The 23,104-nt window shown below is 50.9% G+C and carries 20 protein-coding genes; 14 read left to right on the top strand and 6 right to left on the bottom strand.

Annotation, left to right across the window (positions count from 1 at the left end):
* Positions 1 to 4 precede the first annotated feature (4 nt).
* The 14 genes from H6624_19275 to H6624_19210 all read left to right on the top strand — a co-directional run bounded on the left by H6624_19275 (position 5) and on the right by H6624_19210 (position 15,982).
* Positions 5 to 1,837 (top strand): CHASE2 domain-containing protein, encoded by a 1,833-nt coding sequence (locus tag H6624_19275; GenBank protein MCB9086491.1) that lies wholly within the window; start codon positions 5 to 7, stop codon positions 1,835 to 1,837.
* A gap of 11 nt (positions 1,838 to 1,848) precedes the next feature.
* A complete protein-coding gene (locus H6624_19270) occupies positions 1,849 to 3,333 on the top strand; it encodes a sigma-54-dependent Fis family transcriptional regulator (protein ID MCB9086490.1) in 1,485 nt (494 codons plus the stop codon).
* Between the two features lie 146 nt (positions 3,334 to 3,479).
* Complete coding sequence (locus H6624_19265) at positions 3,480 to 4,241, top strand: hypothetical protein (GenBank protein ID MCB9086489.1); 762 nt, start codon at positions 3,480 to 3,482, stop codon at positions 4,239 to 4,241.
* Between the two features lie 106 nt (positions 4,242 to 4,347).
* Positions 4,348 to 7,113 carry an isoleucine--tRNA ligase gene (ileS, locus tag H6624_19260; protein ID MCB9086488.1) on the top strand — a complete coding sequence of 922 codons (2,766 nt, stop codon included), beginning with the start codon at positions 4,348 to 4,350 and terminating at the stop codon, positions 7,111 to 7,113.
* Between the two features lie 2 nt (positions 7,114 to 7,115).
* Entirely contained in the window at positions 7,116 to 7,655 is a 540-nt protein-coding gene (gene lspA, locus H6624_19255; GenBank protein MCB9086487.1) for a signal peptidase II, read from the top strand.
* Positions 7,656 to 7,658: 3 nt separating this feature from the next.
* Positions 7,659 to 8,411, top strand: coding sequence for a prolipoprotein diacylglyceryl transferase (locus tag H6624_19250; protein ID MCB9086486.1), 753 nt, complete (start codon positions 7,659 to 7,661; stop codon positions 8,409 to 8,411).
* Between the two features lie 244 nt (positions 8,412 to 8,655).
* Complete coding sequence (locus tag H6624_19245; GenBank protein MCB9086485.1) at positions 8,656 to 9,882, top strand: hypothetical protein; 1,227 nt, start codon at positions 8,656 to 8,658, stop codon at positions 9,880 to 9,882.
* Positions 9,883 to 10,080: 198 nt separating this feature from the next.
* Positions 10,081 to 10,800, top strand: coding sequence for a hypothetical protein (locus H6624_19240; GenBank protein MCB9086484.1), 720 nt, complete (start codon positions 10,081 to 10,083; stop codon positions 10,798 to 10,800).
* Positions 10,801 to 10,855: 55 nt separating this feature from the next.
* Positions 10,856 to 11,059 (top strand): DNA gyrase inhibitor YacG, encoded by a 204-nt coding sequence (locus H6624_19235; GenBank protein ID MCB9086483.1) that lies wholly within the window; start codon positions 10,856 to 10,858, stop codon positions 11,057 to 11,059.
* A 195-nt stretch (positions 11,060 to 11,254) separates the two neighbouring features.
* Positions 11,255 to 11,527 carry an HU family DNA-binding protein gene (locus H6624_19230; protein MCB9086482.1) on the top strand — a complete coding sequence of 91 codons (273 nt, stop codon included), beginning with the start codon at positions 11,255 to 11,257 and terminating at the stop codon, positions 11,525 to 11,527.
* A 92-nt stretch (positions 11,528 to 11,619) separates the two neighbouring features.
* Positions 11,620 to 12,609 (top strand): 6-phosphofructokinase, encoded by a 990-nt coding sequence (gene pfkA / locus H6624_19225; protein MCB9086481.1) that lies wholly within the window; start codon positions 11,620 to 11,622, stop codon positions 12,607 to 12,609.
* 144 nt (positions 12,610 to 12,753) lie between these two features.
* Positions 12,754 to 13,908: an ABC transporter substrate-binding protein gene (locus H6624_19220; protein MCB9086480.1), complete on the top strand. Its 1,155-nt coding sequence runs from the start codon at positions 12,754 to 12,756 to the stop codon at positions 13,906 to 13,908.
* A gap of 129 nt (positions 13,909 to 14,037) precedes the next feature.
* Positions 14,038 to 14,553: a hypothetical protein gene (locus H6624_19215; GenBank protein ID MCB9086479.1), complete on the top strand. Its 516-nt coding sequence runs from the start codon at positions 14,038 to 14,040 to the stop codon at positions 14,551 to 14,553.
* 142 nt (positions 14,554 to 14,695) lie between these two features.
* Positions 14,696 to 15,982, top strand: coding sequence for a carbohydrate porin (locus H6624_19210; protein ID MCB9086478.1), 1,287 nt, complete (start codon positions 14,696 to 14,698; stop codon positions 15,980 to 15,982).
* Here the strand turns inward: H6624_19210 and H6624_19205 are convergent.
* From H6624_19205 to H6624_19180, 6 genes are all read right to left on the bottom strand, one after another.
* Complete coding sequence (locus H6624_19205; protein MCB9086477.1) at positions 15,979 to 16,452, bottom strand: hypothetical protein; 474 nt, start codon at positions 16,450 to 16,452, stop codon at positions 15,979 to 15,981. The two genes, H6624_19210 and H6624_19205, sit on opposite strands and share 4 nt — an antisense overlap.
* A complete protein-coding gene (locus tag H6624_19200; protein MCB9086476.1) occupies positions 16,452 to 18,284 on the bottom strand; it encodes a hypothetical protein in 1,833 nt (610 codons plus the stop codon). Before H6624_19200 ends, H6624_19205 begins: the two co-directional genes overlap by 1 nt.
* A gap of 79 nt (positions 18,285 to 18,363) precedes the next feature.
* Positions 18,364 to 19,662 (bottom strand): flagellar hook protein FlgE, encoded by a 1,299-nt coding sequence (locus H6624_19195; GenBank protein MCB9086475.1) that lies wholly within the window; start codon positions 19,660 to 19,662, stop codon positions 18,364 to 18,366.
* Positions 19,663 to 19,770: 108 nt separating this feature from the next.
* Positions 19,771 to 20,202 (bottom strand): hypothetical protein, encoded by a 432-nt coding sequence (locus H6624_19190; protein MCB9086474.1) that lies wholly within the window; start codon positions 20,200 to 20,202, stop codon positions 19,771 to 19,773.
* Entirely contained in the window at positions 20,199 to 21,188 is a 990-nt protein-coding gene (locus H6624_19185) for a flagellar biosynthesis protein FlgD (GenBank protein ID MCB9086473.1), read from the bottom strand. The genes H6624_19190 and H6624_19185 overlap by 4 nt, the downstream gene beginning before the upstream one ends.
* 17 nt (positions 21,189 to 21,205) lie before the next feature.
* Positions 21,206 to 23,095, bottom strand: coding sequence for a flagellar hook-length control protein FliK (locus H6624_19180; GenBank protein ID MCB9086472.1), 1,890 nt, complete (start codon positions 23,093 to 23,095; stop codon positions 21,206 to 21,208).
* Positions 23,096 to 23,104: the final 9 nt, after the last annotated feature.

Here is a 23,104-nt window from a genome sequence, read left to right as displayed (position 1 = left end):
GCGGATCACCCTTGCGCTCGGCATTGCCGTGCTGTTGTGCCAGTTTGATCTCGATTATCTGGAGTCATGGACCTACGACCTTCGGGTGCAGAGTAAGCCCATGACTCCTACCTCGGGCCACATCGTGACCATCGCCATTGATCCAGCGACGGTCGAAGCCCTCAAACGTGATCCAAATGCGATGGATCACGTTCACCTGTTAAATCGCCTGGCAGCGGTACACCCCCGGGCCGTGGTCTACGTCAATCCACCCAACGAAATTGATGGCACCTACGAGGAAATGCGGCTTCTTGGTGAGTCAGCGCAAACTTTGAATCAGTTCTTTGTCGCTGCCAACCGCCTGCCCATCAAAGGACAGGAAGATCAGCTCAGGCTCGATCCTCCACTGGAAAACCTCACCGTCATGCCTGGTCCTAAAACTTCGGACCAAAAGATTTTCGCCAAAGATGATGTGACCAGGCGTTTGATTTTTTCTTATCATAACTCACCCAGCCTTCATGCTGTCCTGGCCAGTAGCTACAACGGGCTTAGCCACGATGAGGCCAAAGCGCAGAAGCTGTACAGTGGGCTTTTTGAGTTCCTCGGCACTTATCAGGCCTATATCGATTTCAGGCCTTCCAATACCTACAAACCTCTTTCCTTTGTCGATATTCTTCAGGGCAAGTTCCAGCCGGATACGTTTAGGGACAAGATCGTCTTTATTGGCGCTGATACCGTGATGTCTTCCTCGGATTACATCCGTACACCCTTCTCCCGAGAGATCGTCGCCATGAGCACTCTGGAAATGCACGCCAACATGACCGACACATTGATTCTAAATTCGGCGCCCATAAAGGCCAACCGCTGGTTGGATCTGCTGCTGACAGCCCTTATTTCCATTTTGACTGTTTATGTGGTGCTGACTGTGCGCCCAGCTCGTGGCTTGGGCATTCTAATTGCCACCATGATTTCCTTTTCTCTGGTTTGTTATTTGTCGTTTGTGTTGTTTTCTTTTTGGATCGGCATGGCCCACCCGCTGTTGGCCATCTTTATTTGTTATTACTTTTTTATTCCTTACCGCCTCATCATGGAGAACCGGCGCAGTTGGGAGTACTATCAGCGCAACCGTCTGCTCACCCAGGTGGAAGAGCTCAAGAGCAACTTTCTGCGCATGATGTCCCATGATTTGAAGACTCCTCTGGCGCGGATCCAGGGGATGACGGACATGGTGAAGTCTGACAACAACCCCTTGAGCTCGGGGCAGAAGGAAGCTCTGGACCGCATTCACAAGTCCAGTGAAGAGTTGTCGGATTTTATTGGTTCTATTCTCAGCCTTGGCCGTATTGAGTCTAAAGAGATCAAGCTGGAGCTTCACAGTAAAGACGTGAACACTCTGCTGGCTGAGATTATCCAGAAAAGTGAGTACCTGGCAGCCAAGAAGAACATTAAGATTATTTCTGAGTTTGAACCCATGTTCAGCATCAAGCTGGATGAGGACCTTGTGCGCCAAGTGTTTACGAATCTTGTGGAGAATGCCATCAAGTACAGCCCTGAGGACTCAAAGATTTTGGTCAGCACCGAGGAAATCAACGGCCGTATTGTTGTTCAGGTAGCGGACCAGGGGATTGGAATTCCTCCTGAGGATCTGCCCAATGTGTTTGAGAAGTTTTACCGCAGCTATGCAGTTAAGAACTCGCCGGTCAAGGGATCGGGACTTGGTCTCTATTTGTCGCGATACTTTGTTGAACTGCATCGCGGACGGATTTCAGTTGAAAGTCAGCTTGGGAAGGGTTCAACCTTTACAGTTGAACTGCCAATGGATTTAGAAAATAGCGAGCTTATGTCACTGTCACATTAAAGGAGAAGGTCATGTTTAAAATTTTGGTTGTAGATGATGACTCCGGGTTGCGCCTATCCGTGAAGTCCACACTGCAAGCCGCCGGCAAATTTGAGGTGGACGAGGCCTTTGACGGAATGAACGCCGTCGAGAAGGTCAAGGAAACCCGCTACAATGCCGTTCTTCTTGATGTGGACATGCCTCGCATGTCGGGCCTTGAGGCTTTGAAGGCAATTAAGGAACACGACCCCTCGATTATTGTGATTATCATGACTGCCTATGCGACTATTGATGACGCGGTTCAAGCGGTTCGTGATGGGGCTTACAATTATGTTTCCAAGCCCGTCAAAGGGGAAGAGTTGGTCAGCATGGTGGAAAAGGCCAGTATGGCCCACAACCTGATTTCGGATGTGGCGGCGAGCGCCCCCATTCTTCATGAATCCGGACGCAAGATCATCGGCAATACGGCTCAAATGCAGAAGGTCTACAATATCATTAACCGCCTCTCCAAAGTGGACACTCCGGTTTTGATTCGCGGAGCTTCGGGAACTGGTAAAGAACTGGTGGCGCGGGCGATTCACCACAATAGTGGCAACAAAGAGGGCAAGTTTGTGGCCCTCAACTGTTCGGCCATTCCGGAAAACCTATTTGAGAGTGAGCTCTTTGGTCACGAAAAGGGGGCCTTTACCGGTGCGGATCAACGCAAAATTGGAAAGTTTCAATACGCCGAAGGCGGCACCGTCTTTCTGGACGAAGTGGGTGATATGCCCATATTGATGCAGGTTAAACTCCTGCGGGTGCTCCAGGAGAAGATGTTCACACCCGTGGGCGCCAACCGGGAGATTGAGACTAACGTGCGGATTATTGCTGCGACCAACCGTCCCCTTGAGGACATGATTAAAAAAGGAACCTTTCGCGAGGACCTTTACTACCGTCTGAATGTCATGCCCATCTTTCTGCCGTCACTGGCGGAGAGAAGCGAGGACATTGATCACCTAGTCAATACCTTCGTCAAAAAGTTCAATCAGGCTCATGGCAAAAAGATCATTGGCACAACACCCTCAGCGATGGCGGCACTTAAGAAGTACAACTGGCCCGGAAATATCCGAGAATTGGAGAATGTGATTGAGCACGCCTTTATTCTTGAGGAGTCCAATCAACTGACCATTCACTCTTTCCCTGAGCCCTTCTTGCGCGCCACAGGGATTGATTTGGACTCTCACCAGATTGAAATCCTTGCGCCGATGGCGGCCGGTGGAAACGGCAACGGCAACGGCAACGGCAACGGCGCCATAGACGAAGCCGATAGCGACAGCGAAGACATTGTGACTATTTCTGGGGATACTCTGGATTTCAATCGTCACAAAGAAGCCTTCGAAAAAGAGTTTATCATCAAGGCCCTGAAAACATTTAAAGGCCGGATCAACCAGACGGCGCTCCACGCCAATATTCCCAAGAAAACCCTGTTACGGAAAATTGAAAAATACGGGATTGTGGCCAAAGATTACGCTGAGTAAAACAGCCTCTTCACGGGGCAGGGCTACCCGTCCTGCCCTTGTCAAGAACCAATAGATAATATTATCGGGGTATTTTTCCTCGTGATTTTAACCAGTTATTTTTCCATTTGATAGAACCCAAAAGATGCCTTAGTGTGCTCGGCTCCATGACAGATATTAAAACAGCACCACAGGCTTACACCCGGGAGACTTTGTCACAGGCTTTTTTGTGGCTCCGCAGTCAACCCCAGGAAATCAAAGATCGGGCGAAGAACCCAGATGCTTTGGTAAGTTTGTATCTTCATGCCGTTCGCCACGGCTTGGATGTTTTTAAAACTGATCTGGAAACTGAGGCGCCAAGATCCACCCAAGATTTTAAAAAAACTTTGGCCGATCTTTCCAAAGGGATGCTTGAGTTTGATGACGGCAAAAAGGCCCAACAACAAGCACCGCAGGCTCCGGTACAACAACAGCCAGCGCCTCGCAGTCAGCAAGCACCACAGGCTCAGCAGGCTCCGCCGCGGACAACTCGGCCTCCACAGCAACAGACGCCAACGGCTCCGCCCGTGGAAGCTGCTCGCATATCCCAACCGGCTCCAGCTCCTCAGATGGCTCCCCCACAAAACCCGGCCCCTCAGCCGCCACCGGTAGCCCAGGTCGCCTATCCCCAACCCGGAAACTACAGCGAGCCCTCACCGGCCTACCGGGCTTATTTCTATGATGAGGACCCCTACCTGACCGAAGGGAGCTTTCCTCCACCCCAACAACAGGCTCCAGCCCCTCGACCCCAGCAGCCCCTGCAGCTCGACGGCCGCAGCTATGAGGCCATTCGTCGGGTACAAGCCCGCATGAACCTAAGCTCTGAGAGCGAGGCTCTGCGAATGTTGGTGAGCCTCGGATACGACAGACTTCGCAATATCCTCCCCTGATGACCCGGCCCATTCATTGACAAGGCGCACCTAATATTCTAGCTTATTGAGATTCAACACTAAGAAGAGCTCACTGTCTGTGAGACAAGGCACAAGCGAGGATCCCGTGGCCGACAAAGTCGCTGACACCTATAAAGACTCCATCCATTTACCTAAGACTGATTTTCCCATGAAGGGAAATCTCCCCCAGACGGAACCCGCACGCATTAGTGAGTGGAACAAGAACGAGCTCTATCAAAAGATCATCAAGAAGAATGAAGGCCGTCCTCTGTATGTCATGCCGGATGGGCCTCCCTACGCCAATGGCAACTTGCATTTGGGCCACGTCCTGAACAAGGTACTTAAGGACATTGTCATTAAGTACCGCAATATGTCTGGCTACCAGGCCGCATTTATTCCTGGATGGGACTGTCATGGTTTGCCGATTGAACTGAACGTTACAAAAAAACTTGGCAAAAAGCGCGAGGAGACCCCGGACAGCGAAGTTCGCCAGCTGTGCCGAGAGGAAGCCCTGAGTTGGGTGGAAAAACAAAAAGAACAATTTGTCCGCTTGGGTGTCTTGGCCGACTGGGACAACCCTTATCTCACTCTACAGCCGGAGTACGAATCGGAAGAAGTGCGGGTGTTAGCGCAAATTCTCGACAATGGCGTTCTTTACCGGGGTGAAAAGCCGGTCTACTGGTGTCCCGCCCTGCAGACAGCATTGGCTGCGGCCGAAGTGGAGTATCACGATCACAAGAGCCCCTCCATCTATGTGAAATTTCCGGTAACCAAAGGGCTTGAGAAGCTGGGGGCTCCCGATAAACCCGTGTCCTTTGTCATCTGGACGACCACTCCGTGGACACTTCCTGCCAACTACGGGATCTGCGTTCACGAGAACTTCTCCTACAATCTTTATGACACTGGCTCCGAGTATTTGATCATCGCTGAAGACCTAAAAGAAGCCGTTGAACAAGACACGGGACTCAGCCTTAATCCGACCAAGACCATCAAGGGCAGTGAGTTTGAAAACATGAAGGCCGATCATCCTTTTATGGGTCGGGATTCCTTGGTGATGATTGGTGACCACGTGACTCTTGAGGCCGGCACAGGCTGTGTCCACACAGCCCCTGGTCACGGTCTTGAGGATTACCAAGTCGGTCTCAAGTATGGATTGCCAGTTCACAGTCCCGTTGATGTGGCCGGACGTTTTACTGACGAAGTGCCCATGTATAAGGGCATCAAGATCTGGGAAGGCAACAAGGTAATTGTCGAAGACTTACAGAAGTCTGGACACTTGTTGGCCCACAAAGAGATCACTCACAGCTACCCTCACAATCCGAGGTCCAAGACGCCTTTGATTTTTCGCTCCACCCCCCAGTGGTTTGTGCGCATGGATGACGAAAAATATCCTGTCCGCCAAATGGCTCTTAGCGCCGCCGAGAAAGACATTAAGTACTTTCCCGGCTGGGGTATTCAGCGACTGACTTCGATGATTGCCAATTCTCCAGACTGGTGTTTAAGCCGACAGAGGATTTGGGGAGTTCCCATCCCCGTATTCTACTGCAACAAGTGCGACGAGGCTTTAGCCGACAGTGAAGTCATGAGACGCATCGCCGATGTGATGGAGTCTTCGGGCGAAGGTATCGACGCCTATCATAACCGCAAAGCCAGTGAATTCCTGCGAGGGAAGATCTGCGCCAAGTGCGGTGGTAGCGAATTCACCAAAGGGCAGGACATTCTCGATGTGTGGTTTGACAGTGGCGTCTGCCACTCGGCCGTTCAGCGCAAGCGGGACAAGCTGGCTTTTCCGGCTGACATCTATCTTGAGGGCAGCGACCAGCATCGCGGATGGTTTCAGACTAGCCTGATGTCAGCCATTGCCTCGGTGGGAAAGCCCCCCTACAAAGCTCTGGTCACCCATGGCTTTGTGACCGATGCTTCAGGGTATAAGATGAGCAAATCCCAGGGCAATGTGATTGACCCAGCCCAAGTGATCAATAAATCTGGGGCCGAGATCCTGCGTTTGTGGGTGGCCTATGAAGACTACGGTCAGGACGTCAATATTGGCGATGAGATCTTTCAACGGGTGACCGAGACCTACCGCCGATTCCGCAATACCATACGCTTTATGCTGGGGAACCTGGATGATTTTAATCCTGGCAAAGATCGCGTGGCCTTTAAGGATATGCCCGAACTTGATCAGTGGGCTCTGGTTCGACTGAATGATTTGGTTGGCAAGGTTCGGTCAGCTTATGACAACTACGATTTTTACAAGGTTTACCACGCTCTCAATAACTTCTTCACCGTTGAGCTATCGGCCACCTATTTGGATGTGCTGAAGGATCGGCTTTACACCTGGAAGACAGACGGCATTCATCGCCGGGCGGCTCAAACCGTGATCTATGAACTGACTGAGAAGACTCTCATTCTGATGGCGCCGATTGTGTCCTTTTTAGCTGAGGAGGGTTATGAGTTTTTGCCTGGCAAGGAGCATGAAAGCATTTTCCTGTGTGACTTTCCTCAGGTGAATCCCGAGTGGACAAAAGAGGGACTCACGGACAAATTTGCCACCCTTCTGGAAGTTCGATCCCAAACCTCAAAGGTGCTCGAAGACCTACGCAAAAACAAAGTGATCGGCTCCAGCCTTGACGCCGAGCTAACAATTACAGCCGAAGGACCAGTCTTCAAAGTGCTTGAGCAGTATCAGAAGGACCTCCGTGAATTTCTCATTGTCTCCAATGTGAAAATTCAGGAAGGTAAGGAGAGGAAGATCGACGCGGTTCGCGCCCAAGGTGACAAGTGCGTCCGCTGCTGGCACTACAGTGTGGACACGGGCAAGGACAGCCGCTTTCCAGATGTTTGCCCCAAGTGTGTTGAGGCTCTGGCATGAAAATTAGCAAGAAATACTTGCTTCTCGCAGCTCTCGCCGGGGCTATTGTCACTTTGGATCAAGCCACCAAGATGTACATCCACACCCAGTTTTATTTGGGTGAAACCGTTTCGGTAATCAACGACCTGTTTAACGTCACTTATGTGCGCAATACGGGCGCGGCCTTTGGGATCTTTCGCGACGCGGGCGAGACTTTTCGCAATATTTTTTTCCTCTCCATGCCTCCTTTGGCCATTATTGTGATTCTCTCCATCCTTTGGGGGGTCAAGGAAAACGACCGCCTGCAGATTTTTGCTCTAAGCAATGTGTTTGGTGGAGCCATAGGCAACTATGTCGACCGACTCCGCTTCGGTTACGTGATTGATTTTCTCGATGTTCATTACCAACACAAGTTCACTTGGCCTGCTTTTAATATTGCCGATGCCTGCATTGTTGGTGGTGTTGGCCTGCTGATGATCATCATGACCCGCCAGTTTCTTGAAGACCGGGCTGCAGACAAGGCCCCTTCTCCACCTGCTGAAGCCGAAGAGGCCAAGGGGTAGCCTTTGTACCCAGCCATTCGCTTGACACAGGATGTTTCCCTTCCCACCTACATGTTGGTGATCAGCCTTGTCTACTGCCTGGCCTTGGTCTGGGTGGTCAAAAGAGCAGAGCGCCTGGAGCGCGACCGCACGATTGCTTTGGATATTGCCCTCATCATCATGATCGGTGGTTTTTTGGGGGCCCGGCTTTTTCATGTCGTCTATGAAATGCCCGATTACTATTTGGCAAACCCGGGAGACATCTTTCGCGTTTGGCAAGGGGGATTCGTCTTTTATGGGGGCGCCCTGACTGCCTTTTTTGCTTCGGTGGTTTGGCTCAATCGAAAGGGCGAAAACTGGCTAGCGTGGGCTGACTTTTATGCTCCCATAGGAGCCTTTGGCTATGCCTCGGGACGCTTCGCCTGCCTCCTCAATGGCTGCTGTTTTGGGGATCATTGCGAACTCCCTTGGAGCATTGCGGGCCGCCATCCTACACCCTTGTACGCCAGCCTTTGGGAATTGCCGACTCTGGCTCTGCTGCTTTTTCTAGAAGCTCGGCAACAAAGATCACCCAAGAAATGGATCTCCCGCCCGGGAAGTTTGTTTTTCGTCTGGATATTCCTTCACGGGCTGGGCCGTCTCATTATGGAACACTGGAGAGTTGACGACCGAGGGCCTATGCCCCTGGGAATCAGTGTTTCCACCTGGATCAGCCTCGGCCTTTTGTTGAGCTCCATGGTCTTCTTCATGTGGCCCCGACCTAATAAAAGTTCCTAATGGTGTTCGGGTTTGAGGCAATTTTCAGTCTCTGACACCAAAGATTCCGCCCTGATATCAAGCGATTCACTCTTAAATTGATCAATTCATCGACAAGTCTCGAAGCGACACATTTTTATCGTCAAACTCGTGGCCAGTTTTTTTGACTTCGACACCAAGTCCCTCTCATTTCAGCGACTTACCAACAGGAGACTTGGCATCATTATTGGTAGTTATCTATGTGGGGTGTTCTGGGAGGCTAGAAGTGCATAGGAAAAGGATTTTCACCACTCTTACCATAGCCGGACTGCTATTTCTGACGGGCAGCCTGTTTAACTCGTGTTCCGATGTGGAGTTTTCAACTCCAGATCCCAGCCAAGTTAATAATGGAATAGATCCGAATGGCTGTACCGGCCCTGACTGTCCGCAGTTCTGCGAAGGCAAGGAATGTGAACCTTGCTACACCAATAATTGCGGTGAACCTAAGCATCCAGTTCCCTATAGCTCCAACTTCACTGTTCCGACCTCCTCGGCCAAGGCCGACATCCTAATGATTCTCGACAATAGCGGTTCGATGGAGCCTGAGCATCAAAAGCTTGCCGAACGACTGGAAAACCTTGTCGATGTTCTCAACACCAACGGGGTAGACTGGCAGATCTGCTACACCCTCACCCACACGGTTAATGAAAACGGCTCCCTAAAGAGTGATGCGGGGGCGATAAGAGATTGGTACGAACACACAGTTGGATGGAACTATCGGTCAACAGGCTCAAAGGTTCTGCGTAAAGACACACCAGATGCTAAGAGGATCTTCGGCGATACACTCGGCACTTTGGCCGTTTGGGATTTCGGTAAGGGAAGTGGTAACGAACAAGCCATCGTCGCCGCCTCACATGCTGTTGAACGGGTGAGTAGCGGCGAATGCTTCCGCCCTGATGCCGCCCTGGCCATGGTGATTGTGACAGACGAAGACCAGAAGAGTTGTGGCGGCCGCTGTATGACCAAGCCGGACGAGTTGGCCCCCTATCCTGGGCGGCCACTCACGGACTACACCAATCAGTATCGCCCGCTTAACCAAAACGACAATCCGCAGACTCTGGTGGCGAAGATTCAGGCTAAGTGGCCGCAAAAACCATTTACGGGTCACTCGATTTCCATCTTACGCAACGACCGAGCTTGCTACGATGCCCAGGATAAGGACCATCCCGCTTTCTATGGTCACATCATTCAATCATTGAGCGACATCACAGATGGTATCAAAGGTAATATCTGTGCGGCCGACTATGCCAGTCAGCTCACAGCGATTGGCCAACGAACAGTGACTTCATTGGGATCGGTCACACTCCGCTGTGCTCCTTCCTCAGTGGAGAAGATAGAGATCACTCCCAACCCCAATGGCTCCGTGCCCACGGTTGCGGGAGACAAGGTTTACTTTAACCCCCCTCTTCCTGAGGGCACCAAGGTCAAAGTCGACTACACCTGCATGGAGTAGGTTAACGTCTTCAAAAGAGACGTTTATCGTCACTCTGAGTAACAATTTCCTATTTGTCTAATGTTTGACAGGGGCTCTACAGCCCCTTATTTCGTTTTGAGGTGGTACGGGACGTGAAATTCCCTGGGTAGAGGCGAGTGCTGTCTATTGATCGGGCAGCAGGCCTGGGCCGCGAAATAGGCCCGAGGAGAAGATAGGATGAAAGCACTCTACCAAATTCTCGTTCTTGGCACGATGGCCCTGCTCATCAGCATTGGCGTCGGCTGTGGGGAAAAGAGCAAGAAAAGCTCTTCACCTGGAGTCGTCACACCACAGGCTTGTGGCGTGGGACAGATCTTTTCACCGGCCCACAACGCCTGCCTTCAGCAGTGCGCTCAGGCTGGCTATGGGGTTGATCCCAACACCAATCAATGCGTCCATATCGAAGGCGGAATTCCTAACAACGACTACGGCTCTTTTGGACACATTTGGACTGGACGCATGGTCATTACCAATAGTGGGCTCTACCGGGACTTTCTGGAAGAGTACGGCCGTGTTTGTAATCCGATTGTGATTGGCTGGAACTGGGGATCAGCCAACTGTAAGTCTTGGGACTCTTACGGCTATCTCTATATTGAAGCCCAAGGTAACAAGCCTCCCGTCTACGGGGCTGCCACCATCGTCGCTTATTCGGACTACTCCTATTATTATGGAGGCGTTCCCATTTCAGTGACCGGCAATTTCCAACCTATTAACAACAACTCTGGGTTTGAGCTGCGCACCACAGGCATGGGCTTTACCCCTAGTTACAATGACGTCATTAGCGTCATTGCCGAAGACAATGGCAGCTTGAATTCTGATGGCACATTTGCCTCTCGCATTCGTGTGCGCCTCAAATACAAAGGCGGAGAGTTCGGCTACTCTGAGGTTTCTCAGTAAGAATCCGCTGGGATTCCCAATTGACAGGTATTTCACAGGCGGATAAGTCAACCACATGAAAATGGTCGACTGTCCGCAATGTGGAAAATCTTGTGAATACTCATCGCAAAACCATTTCCGCCCCTTTTGCTCCCACCGCTGTCAATTGTTGGATTTGGGCCAGTGGGCGGATGAGAAGTACACTATACCCAGTGATGAACCCCCAGATGTCACCGAAATAGAGAATAATACCGATCACATCGACCCCCATTCGGATTGATTCAGATTAGTCAGCTAGAGCCATTTTCACTTAATGCGACATCTCAAATTCACCCCTGGAGCGAAAAACCGCCGAGGTCTGGCGGCAATTCCCCAACTGTTTTGAAAAAAACCCGTTGACCCCGGAAGCAATAAACAGTTCAATTTTCCTACTATTTTATTCACCAACCTAGTTATTCAACGGGAGTAACCTAGAATGAACAAAGCGCAACTTATCGAGAAAGTCGCTGAAACTACAAATATGACCAAAGCTCAAACTGAGCGCGTTTTGGATGCTACTATCCAAATCATCCGCAAGTCCGTTAAAAAGGGCGACGATGTGAAGTTGGTCGGCTTTGGTACTTTCACAAAGACCAAGCGTAAGGCCCGCACTGGCCGTAACCCTCAAACTGGTAAAGCCATCAAGATTCCTGCTGGCTGGTACCCCAAGTTCCGTCCAGGCGCTGAGTTCAAAGAATCTGTGCGCTAGTTAAGTTCGGACGAACTTTTAAGAAGGGACCGATTTCTTAAAGAAATTGGTCCTTTTTTTTTGCCCAAAACTAGTCCATATTGGTGCCGACTATGGCAAATTTTGATTCCAGCAATTTAAAGAAAATCGCCGTGTACACAAGTGGTGGAGACGCACCGGGGATGAATGCAGCGATTCGCTCGGTGGTGCGAACGGCAATTACCTCTGGCCTCGAAATTGAGGCCATTGGCCAAGGTTACAAAGGCTTACTCAAAGGGGATTTTACCCCTCTCAACCTTCGCAGCGTTGCCAACATTATCCAAAGAGGTGGTACTGTCATCAAGACTGGACGCAGTCCCGAGTTTCACCAGCCGGATCAACGCAAGATAGCCGCCGATCAATTACGCGCCCGAGGCATTCAGGCCCTGGTGTGCATTGGTGGAGACGGTTCCTTTACTGGCGCCCACACCCTATGGAATGAGCACCAAATCCCCTATGTGGGAATCCCCGGAACAATTGATAACGACATCTCTGGAACCGACGTCACCATTGGCTTTGATACAGCTGTGAATACGGCTCTTGAAGCCATTGACCGCATTCGCGATACGGCAGCCAGCCACGACCGGCTTTTCATTGTTGAGGTTATGGGGCGCAACTCTGGCTTTATCGCCGTTGATGTGGGAGTGGCGGGGGGTGCCGAAGCCGTGTTTATCCCTGAATCGCCACTGCCCGTTGAGACGGCCGTTGATAAGATCCAAGCCGGCATGAAGGCTGGAAAGACATCGAGTATTCTGGTGGCAGCAGAGGGACAGAAGCCGGGCCGAGCCTACGATTTGGCGGAGGCCATTCGCAAGAAATCCGGGTACGAAGCCAAGGTCTGTATTTTGGGTCACATACAACGCGGTGGTGCACCCACGGCGGCTGATCGAATTTTAGGCAGCCGCATGGGAGTTTACGCGGTCGAGCTCCTGCATAGGGGCGTTTGTGACGTGATGGTGGGCATCCGCTGTGGCCAGATCCTCGATGTGGAGATGAGCAGCTGCCTAGGCAAAACCAAACCACTTCCCCCCGGAGTCATGGATTTGGTCGATCGCCTGCGCTGATTCTGTCCTTATATATTAAGATGCTGTGTCGCTCATGACACATGGGACAAGTGCCCCGCGAAGAGCCGGTTTGACCTAGTGTTCACAAGTTGTTAAGAAAACACTTTCCTAACTGTTTTCTGACTTGTGGAGATGGCTTGCCCAATGAGAATGGTCCGGCGGTTCTGTTTAGTCCTGCTACCCTGCCTGTTGCTGGTTTCTTGTTTTAAACGAGATTCATCTGATTCGGATGGCGACAACAGTCCGATTGCCATTGGAGCCTTCCTGTCCCTGTCTGGTACAGACGCCTCTTTTAGTGGCAGCACCAAAAAAGGCTTGGAATTGGCTATTGAACAGATCAACTCCAAAGGCGGAGTTAAAGGAAGACGGCTCAAGCTCATCATTAAAGATGATCAGGGAAAACCGGAAACTGCCGCTCAATTGGTGGAAGCTCTAGCCGACCAGGACAACGTGGTGGCCATCATTGGCCAAGCCGCCAGCCAGCTATCTCTGGCCGCTGCTCCCATTGCCCAGAAGAAGCAAGTTCCCATGATAAGCCCCAGCTCAACTAATCCACGGGTAACTGAGGCGGGAGACTATGTTTTTCGCGTTTGTTTTATTGATCCCTTTCAAGGTTACGTGATGGCCAAGTTTGCCCGCAGCCACCTAAAAGTTGATAAGGTGGCCATCCTTCGTGACCGCAAGTCCGAATACAGCATGGGCTTGGCTGAGTATTTCTCAAAAACATTCCTCAACCTTGGTGGTGAAGTGGTCGCCGAAGAAGAGTTTGTCTCAGGAGACTTAGATTTTCGCGATCAAATTAGCCACATTCGTTCCCAATCACCTTCTGCCATTTTTATTCCCGGTTATTATACGGAAGTGGCTTTGATTGCCCGTCAGATACGGCAAATGGGTTTAAAGGCTCACTTGCTCGGTGGTGATGGTTGGGACTCGGGCAAGCTCTTTGAACTGGCCCGGGAGTCGGTCAATGGTAGCTATTTTTCCAGTCACTTTACATCTGAAAGCAAAGAGCCCCAGGTGAAGGACTTCGTCGAACTCTATCGATCCAAGTACAAAGAAAGACCTGACGGCTTTGCCGCCATGGCCTTTGATGCCACCCACATACTGGCAGAGGCCCTTCGCAAAGCTAAGGTCCTCTCCCGTGAAGAGATCCGCAATAAGATTGCTGAAACCAAGGGATTTCCGGGGGTTACAGGCGCCATTAGCCTCAATTCGGAGAGAAACGCAGAAAAACCGGCGGTGATCTTCAAGATCGACGGACCGGTCAATCGCTTTGTGACCACCATCGCCCCTCAGTAGGTTGCAGCTCAGACTGACACTCCTGTAAATACTACCCCATGGCTCACCACTGACTGGCCGCATCCCTCTACCTTGAGGTATAAGGGCTCCTAACCGGGTTCCCACCCGATTTCTGCAAAAGGAAGGTCTATGCGCAGCCTCATCTTGGCGACTTTGGCTCTATTTGTTGGTGTCTCCGCACATGGTGAAGAATCCTTTGAGCAGAAGATCTCTGTTCTGCACGGACCGCAACAACACAAGGAAGAGTCTGTGCTCTACCGCACCTGCGCCCCCAACGAACTCAGTCATCCCGGTGTCGAAGCCAACAAGAAAGTGACTTCCATCTGCCTGCACTCGACGAAAACTCTCGATCAGGCGATTCATGACTTTCAGATTTTTCAAGTGGTCTACGCCGATGGCTCGGCCATCGAGTACGGACTGCTGCCCTTCACTGTTGACCCTAAGACCTCTCATGAACTGGATAAGAATGTTTTGAAGGCACGGATCATTGCCCGTACCGATTCCCAGCTGGGAACTTCGACAATTGTTGAGGGCACTGTTTATCTGGTTTGGGAACGGCGCGGAAGTCAGGGCCTAGGGTCCCCAATGATCATTGGCCGCACCCCGGCGGATGAGCCCTTTCGGGCCGCGAAACGGAATCGCTAAAAAACCTCTTCCAACGCATTCCACCAAGTCCAGTGTCTTCTTTACCTAGCCCCATGGGCGGGCTACATTCCCGCGCGAAACGGGGGTTCTCCCAAACTCTCGGGTCAACAACCTAAACAAGTACAAACAAGGAAGACAGCAAATGAATTTCTTTTGTCGCAGCCTCCTGCTTGGGGTGGGTCTTTGTGTTTCATTCGCCGCCGGCGCGGTTCACTCAGAGAACTTTGAGTACAACGGGTATTTTCGTGCCAGTACGGGCACCAATTCTAAAGGCGGAGATCAGGAGTGTTTCACTAACTCCGGAACCACGGGAAACGAATTTCGTCTGGGCAACGAATGTTCCATTTATGGTGAGGCCGCCTTTACAGCTCATCATCTCAAGGCTCAGGGAGAAACGGACCCTTTTTTCAAGAGTACCATTCGCTTGGCCTATATTTCTCCCGGTCATGCCGCCTATGAAGGAACCAATGAAGAGCTGCATCTGACCGAAGCCTTTGTTAAAGGCGGGCGCTTTCATGACACCCCTTACACCTTTTGGGCGGGCAAGCGATTCTATCGTGGACCGGACCTCTACATGAATGACTGGTGGTATTGGGGAAACACAATTGGCAATGGAGCAGGAGTTGAGGACGTACCCCTAGGGTTTGGTCAACTTGCCTTAGCCCAGATTCGCCAAATCGGAACGACCCAATCGGACGTGGGCCGCCATGGTTTGACTCTATGGGATGCACGGGTTTCCAAGATCGAAGTCACCGAGAATACAGAGCTAGAGGTTTGGTTGGGCTATGCCCATGCTCCTAACGGAACAAGCGGAGCGACCATCTATGAAAAAGCCACCGGCTATGTGGCTGGTACCAAATTTCACACCAAGTTGGGCGAGGGATTTAATATTGCCCTTTTGGTTGCGGGACAGGGTCTGATGGAATCATTGGAGTTGAGTGGCGACACAGCTCCTGTGAAAAACGTGAGCACCCAGGATAAAGCACAGAGATTGCGCATTGCCGACCACTGGACACATTTTGTTCCCGATTCCAAGTGGGCCTTTCATCTCATGGCCATGCACGAACAATGGGACACGGGCGCCGACACCGACAGCGCAGGAACTTGGACTGGAATAGGAGTTCATCCCGTTTACTTTCTCACTGATCATGTTCACCTGACCGGGCAAGTCGGCTTTTCCCAGGTGGAGATTGAAAGTGAAAAGGATGGTATGGGCGATCCCCTCGGAGCTCGGACTCTCATTCGTGCCACAGTCGCTCCCCAATTGGCGATCAACCGCAGCGTGTGGGGGCGCCCTGTTTTGCGAGCCTTCTACACTCACAGTTGGTGGAACAAAGAGAATAAGGCCAAAATTGCAACTGGAGCTCCGGCCTACGCCGACCTGACCAGTGGTGGGGCCTATGGCTTTCAGGCTGAGGTTTGGTTTTAAAAAACCTGGCTGCGATTCACCAAGTTGCGCCAGCGACTGTACCACTGACCGAACTTGATGCGATTTTCCTGGGAAAGAAGCGGCGGGCAGATTTCATTCCTATCGATCTTTCCCCGGTTGTTCCGATGATGAACTAAAACCGGGGAAGGGCAATTCATGGATCCCGCCAGGCTTTTTGTGCGCCGATACTTGAGATGATTGTCCAGCTCCTTTTTAAACTGATTGTAGTAATCGGGAAGCAGAATTTTTCGACCAACAATCTTTTGCCCAACTCGGTACTCAATAAACCACAGATCTTTTTTATTTAGCCTTCCCTTAGCCACCAACATCGTCTCGCGAGTCTGATGACCCATACTTAGGGCAATTTCCTCTGAGGTCTTGATTGGCAAGGTCGTGGCCTGAGATGTCCACGCCATCAAAAGATAAAAACCAAGCAATATGAGCACAAAAATATCTCTAAAGACACTCATCAGTTTTTCACTCCCTGATCACGGCCAATGCCCCCGCCTTCTTTCGTCGTTCCCGCCTTTGCATGGTGTACGCAATTTGGATCGCCGGGCCCGCACCCCATCGATTCCCTGACATCCGGGTGGCGCAAAATGACTTCATTGATTCTTCTTGCCGATGGCGGGTGTTGACCACGGTGAGAGGCCCAGTCCGCAGCCGCAGCGGACATCACATCCATGTCCGTGGCCAAGGGTCGTGAGACAATTTTCCGATCTTCACAAAGGGCCGCGGCGAAAACTCCTATTCCCGCCAAGCGTTCCTGGTTGGTCTTCAATTTTTTGCCTTTCAAGTGAGCCCCCAACACCTCTGCTCCCAACCAGTCGCTGATGGCTTCACCCATCTGCGAAGACTTGGCGGGACCGGTGCACTGGGGGTACCGGGAAAAGGCCTCAACAATGCGCATTTGATCCCGTTTGGCCCTGTATCCCTTGCCAAGGATTTCAGCCCTATACTGAGTGACCTCCTCTGCCATCCGCTCAAGATCCTCTTTGGTGACCTCACGAAACCCTCCGCCTTCTGGTCTGGTCAGGCATTTGTAGACGTCCCTGAGGGGGTAATGGGTGAATGGCACTCCTGGCGCTTTTAACCTTAAGAGTCCAATGTCCTGCAAATATCGCAGGTCCTCCGGAGACGAAGACATCATTTCAAAGGGTAAGCTCGTCTCTTTGACTTTACTGATTTGAGATAGACCGACGACTGCTGAAAATATCAACAGTCTCTCCTCCGACTTCTGCGCCTCCTCGGGGGGATTGTTGATATCGAAAGTAGAGGCCATCTTCTCGTCGATTTCCCAAAATGCAAACTGGGAAATACAAGGGTCAACAGCATGCCCCAGCTCGTGGCCAATCACCGTTATTAGAGATGAGCTTGGATAGTTCATAAATTGAGGACAGATATTGATGGTGTTATCAATTGAGGAATAGTAGGCGTTACCCACTTCGCCTTGGCATTCTCCATCGAATCTGCTTGGAAACTTAGCCTCAATTTTGCGAATGCGGGTCAGCTGCCCGCGCTCCTCTGTCGACAACTCCTGCTCCCGGCGACCGGCCAACAGGGCATTCTCGATGGTCGCCTTGGCTTCGACGACCAGATTCCTTGCGCGACTGAGCTTGGCCTCATCAACGACCGGCTCTGAGCCTGCCATTTGATCCTTAAAGGCTGAATAGATGACCTCTGACTTTTCATCGTACCTTTCTAATACATTACGAACCTTGGTCTTCACCCGATTAGAGACACTTCGATCAAAGTAATCTCTAACATCAGCCAGCTTGACCCAGGTTAGTTTGGTTTGCTCAGTCAAATCAGCGCGACCATCCATCGGCCATGGCAGCATGACGTCACTGCCGCCATTGTCGTTCTTATCGTCAAGAATCTGCCTCACCAATTCCGGATGGTTGCCCAAAAAAAGTACTGCCTGACGGCTCAGGCTGTACTTATTTTCCTCGCTCAGGGTGTACATCAAGTCCATGCGCAACTCCCAATCAGCCTGAGACTGCTGAAGCTGAAGTCCTTCTGCAACTTCATCCCGAATTGCATTCGCGGAAGGCGAGCCTTTTTTTCCCTTAATAATTTTAACCTTTGGCATTCGATCCCCCTCGGCCTTGAGGGTGGGAATCTCAGTTCCGTCAGCGAACCGGATGGGTTCTCCTTCAAACACTCGGCAGTCATCGGTCAAAGCCTCAACCGAGCATTTGGAGTTTGCAAGGGTTGGGGCCGGAAATCCGGCATTTACAATGCCCAAACAGAATGCCGTCAGGAAGCGAAGTTTATAAGCACATACGACCGTTTTATTCACAACTGAATCCTCAATGCCCAAATCTATGAACTGGGAGGCTCAGCAAAGAGCCTCCCAGCCCTGAACCATTCATCTAGGATTACCGCTTAAGGTTGATGACTTCCGCCAACAACTCATCAGTGGTCGTAATCGTTTTTGCATTCGCCTGAAAGCCTCTCTGATTTTGAATCAGATTAACGAATTCCAGCGCCAAATCCACAGTTGACCTCTCCAATGACTTGGCAAAGATCTTTCCTCTTCCTGCACGATTTGGTTTACCAATAGCAGGTGCTCCCGAATCCCGGGCTTCCTTTAGTCGGTTGTTACCAACCTTAAATAGAGCTTCCGGGTTTTCAAATTTGGCCAGAGCAATCTGGGCCAAATCTTTGGTTTGTCCATTACTGTAGAGGGCCGTCAAAACCCCTTCATCATTAAATGACAGATTGGTAATGGTACCAGCGGCACTTCCATCCTGATGCCAAGCAATCATGTCGGAATCCTTTCCGTACTGCTTGGTCCCATCAAGACCTTTGCCCTTGTCAGTGGTAATGGAGTCACCAAAATCAATTTTGATTTGCTGGTTTTGAAGAGCTCCGCCTTTGAAGTTGAAATTCGAAGCCTGTAGTTCCTCAGTGTCCAGTTTTCCATCAACGGTGAAGGTCAGTTTACCTTTACACACTTCAGACAAGGTTTCTTCGACTCCGCCTGTGACTTCCTTCCCGTCCACCATTCCGCGGTATTCCCAAGTCCGGTCGGCCAACTTGTTAAAGAACATGGTCATCAGGTGTTTGTTACCCTGAGAGTCATAGATCTCAACACCGGTCGAGTAATTGGAAGTATCATAGGGGTTCTTAGGGTCAAATGTCTTGACTGAATTAGGCTCTTGGGCGACCCGTGAATCCAGATTGAGCTCCAGTTTGACCTTGGTTGTGCCCCGAGCTGGAATCAGAGCGCGGGGGAACCTTATGTCCTCAACCTTATTAATGATTGTTCCCGACTCATCAGCCTCAAAGCCCTGGACACGCTGGTTGTCATTGGTGACCAGATATCCTTCCTTGTCAAAGTGGAAGGAACCGTCGCGGGTGTAGGACTCTCCGTCCGAACCACGCAGAATGTAGTAGCCGTCACCTGATATGGCCAGGTCCGTGGCTTTTTCCGTGGCATCCACGTTACCTTGGATAAGAATAGGGTTAACCGCACCGATCTTCACACCGCGACCGATTTGGTTTCCACCAAGAATTCCTTTTAAGCTTTTGGATATTATGTCCTGGAACTCGGCACGGCTGGCCTTAAAACCCACCGTATTGGCATTGGCGATGTTGTCACCAATCACCCCCAGGGCCTCACCCTGAGCACTCAAACCGGACACACCGGTATAAAGAGATGAAAGAACTCCCATAAGACCTCCATGTCTTGCACCACATCAATCAATCAGTGGTGTTATGGAGGGGCCCCCTCTACGAGGTCCAGCCCCTGTATATTTTAAACTTCCTGTTTAAAAACCAATCTAAATCACAACGGTTGAATCGATATTGGTGAATACATTGTCTTTTAATGCACCCTTGTCCATTACCGTAACAACCGTATTGTTTTTGACACTGACGATCAGTGCCGAATTATCAGTCAGTACGAGTGTCTCTTTGGCTCCTTTCGCTGCGGCCTTTTCCACTGCCTGGTTCAACTTTGCCAATGCCTCCGGACCGTAGGAAATCCCACGGTTTCTCATGCGATCAATTGCGTGACCCGAAAACTTCAAGCTCAGTTCAGCCTGGGCACCCTTGACACCATCGGCGCCCAAAACTGCCTGATCACGCACCTGACGAAGTGTTTCCCTAAATCCTTCGCCCTTAACCCCTTTGGCATCTGCAAGTCCACTCTGCCTCTCTGGAGAGAGGCCATTGACTTGACCGATTTTTCCAAAAGTGTTGATGGTGCTCACAACCCTGCCTTTACACCTTGTTTTTTCATCTCATTGACCATACCGCGGCTCATGCCCACGGATTCCAAATTACTTTCCACCTGAGCCGGCTCACTACCATCAGGAACCGACGGAGCCTTCGCCATGACCCCTTGTTTCGCAACTCCAGCCGCAGCCGGAGCTCTTTGTACCTGCTGAGCGGCCAAAACAGCTGGATCCACGATCTTCTTCACATCAGATAAACGGATACTCTGATTACCCACCAACAATACCGGTCCCTGGGGTGTGAAATTTACTCCGCTAATTCGGCCCTCAAATTGGGTTATTGCGGCAACCTTGAGACCATTTGACCCCACTGCTTCAATGTGTAGGCGATACTGTCCAGCGCGCGCAGGCTGCCCATCTTCGGTCAGACCGTTCCAACTCACCTCATTTTTTCCCTTTTTGATGTCGTTAAATTCCAGCTCTCTGACTGGCTGGTTGTTGGCGTCCAACACTTTGACCACTACCTTTTGGGCATCATTCAGAAGATCATAGCGAATGTCGTGGGTCTCGGCCTCATCTGTTCGGCTAATCTTTGATGAATCACCACTCACAGCTTTGCCAATGAGGTTTAATGCAGCAAAGTCGTTCTTTGGCGCTGCTGCCTTTTGCAGATTGCCGATTCCCTTATCGATATTGGACAAACTCTCCAGCGAGGAGAACTGGGCCAATTGGGCCGCCATTTCATGACTCTCCATGGGATTGGTCGGGTCCTGATACTTCAGCTGGGTCAAAAGTAGCTTTAGGAAAGCGTCTTTATCCAACTGGTTGTTGCCCACTTTTCTGGTCTTGGCCGGATCCACCCAGTTGGGGTCGGCGACCTTATTGAGAACCTCGCCAATATCCTTCTCACCAAAGGCCTTTTTGTAATCCTCAGCTCCAACGGTTTGGACGTTATCTGCCTTCCAGCTGGGATCCTGCTGAGCATTTGACCAAGTTTGTGTGGAACCTTTGATACTAATCATTTAACCTTCTCAGTTTCCTATGCCACCAAGTCCAATCTTCGACCACTTCGCTTCTGAGTGATCTGATGAGGTGTCAGCCCCTCTTCTGAGGCCTCGCCAGCTGATTGGGATTTGTAATTGCGAACTCCAGGGAGGTCTAAAAATCCCTGTCGCCAAGACCTGTTATCTTGACGGAATTCTTCCATGAATTGCTGGGCAAATCTTGACTGCTGATCCTGCAGTTGTTGGTCCATGTGTTTTGAAATCTCTTCCGAAGCGCCGACTTTAACCATATCTACATTCAGTTTGTGAGAGGCCAAAGTCTCCTTGAGATCACCCAAGCCCTTCTCCAACATCTTTTTGGTTTCGGCATTGGAGGCAATCATTTCCACATTGACCCGTCCGCCCTCGGTGGCCACCTTCAACGTGACTTCACCCACTCCTTCAGGATTCATTTTGATTTTCATTTCACCGCCACCGTTTTTGACCATCACCTGGGCCTGGTCCACCACCTCACGAACATTCTGGGCCTCTTGGTTGGCGGTCATTTTTGGCGCGGTGGGTGGAATAAACGAGGCTTTGCCATCAGATTTGTTAAGGTCAATTTGCTGGGGATTGACTCCTTCATCGGTAGTGGCCTGACTTTCTGAGTTGGATGAGTCGCCGGATAAGTCATCACCCTCAGCAGCAAGAGACATTCCCACAAACTTGTCCCCCTCTACCGCCTGGGAGGGTTCACCATTAGGAGAGGTCAGGTTCTCAAGCTTTGCCTTCGAGAGAATTTGATTAAGCTCTTCTCCCACTTCCGGGTCCAGCCCTAGGGCATCAAGATCCATGGTTGCAGATGGTAGAGCCATCTCTGGCGCATCCATCGCCTTCACTTCCGTGTTATCTACCTGATTCCCGACCGCTTGATCCAGGTCTTGAGAGTCCTCAACGACCTGACCATCTGGAACCATTTCAAAGCCCTCAGGGATGATCTGCTGTGGGGATGATTCCACTGAATCAATAGAACTAAATGGTGAACTCATGTCTTCTGCAGTTGTCCCCCAGGCTGGATTAGAGCTCATCGGATTCAGAACCTCACCAGCGCCTACAGACGTCACCGCTTTACCCCATTGATTTTGGGCACCAAAACCCGCCGCCGTTACCACAGCTCCATCTTGTGCATTTCTGGACTCAGACTGTTGAGCCTCAGGCCGATGAGCGACAAAGAAGGACTGGGACATGCGATCCAACGACTCGTTTATACGCTTTTTGCGAGCTTCCGAACGAGAAAGAACTTCAAGCGAGATTTGTCTGTCGTTGCCTTTAAGATACTCTGCCATACTTGAAGAGGCTGACTTCTTGAGCATGTCCTCAAAGTAGAGAAGTGCTTTTTGCCTGTCCTCGCCTTCAAGTCCCATCTGATCCAGAACCCGACCCACCGTCTGCTCGGGTGGCATCATGAGCTCTTCCACAGACAGTTTTGAGAAGGCATTGACGATTTCGCTGGCATCAATTCCTAGCTCATCTTCCATCTTGCGCAAAAAGCTTTGCATCGCTGCACGGCGAGTGAGTGGATCTACCTCTCCTGCACCTTCCATCTTTACCGGCCAAGGAGCCTGAGTCTGCTTCTCCGCCACCGGGGACTGGTCAGGTGACCCCTCTCTGGCTTCCCATGTCTCCACGGGTTTCACTTCATTGAATTTCTGCGAAGGTACCACCGGACGACTGGGAAGGGGTTTGCTGGCAGCGCCTGAAGACTCGTGACTTCGTCGACTGGATTGAGCCTTTAGTTCACGATCAAAATCTTTGGCTTCGGGCTTTTCAGAAGCTTGGGACTTGTTTGCTTTGCGGCCGAACTCCAAACCCTGCCCCGAAGATGACAGGGAGTCAGCCTGACCTCGGGAGAATGAGTTTAAATTGAGTCCGGACGAAACACTCATTTGCTAACC

It is taken from the genome of Pseudobdellovibrionaceae bacterium, from assembly GCA_020635075.1.
Lineage (GTDB): Bacteria > Bdellovibrionota > Bdellovibrionia > Bdellovibrionales > UBA1609 > JADZEO01.
Note: the sequence above shows the minus strand (reverse complement) of the source record. Positions and strands in the feature narration are given on the sequence as shown.

Excerpts from the sequence above, each read along its gene's own strand:
- H6624_19270 (MCB9086490.1), top strand. The coding sequence starts at position 1,849 with ATGTTTAAAATTTTGGTTGTAGATGATGACTCCGGGTTGCGCCTATCC.
- H6624_19230 (MCB9086482.1), top strand. The coding sequence starts at position 11,255 with ATGAACAAAGCGCAACTTATCGAGAAAGTCGCTGAAACTACAAATATG.
- pfkA (MCB9086481.1), top strand. The coding sequence starts at position 11,620 with ATGGCAAATTTTGATTCCAGCAATTTAAAGAAAATCGCCGTGTACACA.
- H6624_19185 (MCB9086473.1), bottom strand. The coding sequence starts at position 21,188 with ATGATTAGTATCAAAGGTTCCACACAAACTTGGTCAAATGCTCAGCAG.
- H6624_19265 (MCB9086489.1), top strand. The coding sequence starts at position 3,480 with ATGACAGATATTAAAACAGCACCACAGGCTTACACCCGGGAGACTTTG.
- H6624_19205 (MCB9086477.1), bottom strand. The coding sequence starts at position 16,452 with ATGAGTGTCTTTAGAGATATTTTTGTGCTCATATTGCTTGGTTTTTAT.
- H6624_19210 (MCB9086478.1), top strand. The coding sequence starts at position 14,696 with ATGAATTTCTTTTGTCGCAGCCTCCTGCTTGGGGTGGGTCTTTGTGTT.
- H6624_19235 (MCB9086483.1), top strand. The coding sequence starts at position 10,856 with ATGAAAATGGTCGACTGTCCGCAATGTGGAAAATCTTGTGAATACTCA.
- H6624_19215 (MCB9086479.1), top strand. The coding sequence starts at position 14,038 with ATGCGCAGCCTCATCTTGGCGACTTTGGCTCTATTTGTTGGTGTCTCC.
- H6624_19180 (MCB9086472.1), bottom strand. The coding sequence starts at position 23,095 with ATGAGTGTTTCGTCCGGACTCAATTTAAACTCATTCTCCCGAGGTCAG.
- H6624_19195 (MCB9086475.1), bottom strand. The coding sequence starts at position 19,662 with ATGGGAGTTCTTTCATCTCTTTATACCGGTGTGTCCGGTTTGAGTGCT.
- H6624_19240 (MCB9086484.1), top strand. The coding sequence starts at position 10,081 with ATGAAAGCACTCTACCAAATTCTCGTTCTTGGCACGATGGCCCTGCTC.
- H6624_19220 (MCB9086480.1), top strand. The coding sequence starts at position 12,754 with ATGAGAATGGTCCGGCGGTTCTGTTTAGTCCTGCTACCCTGCCTGTTG.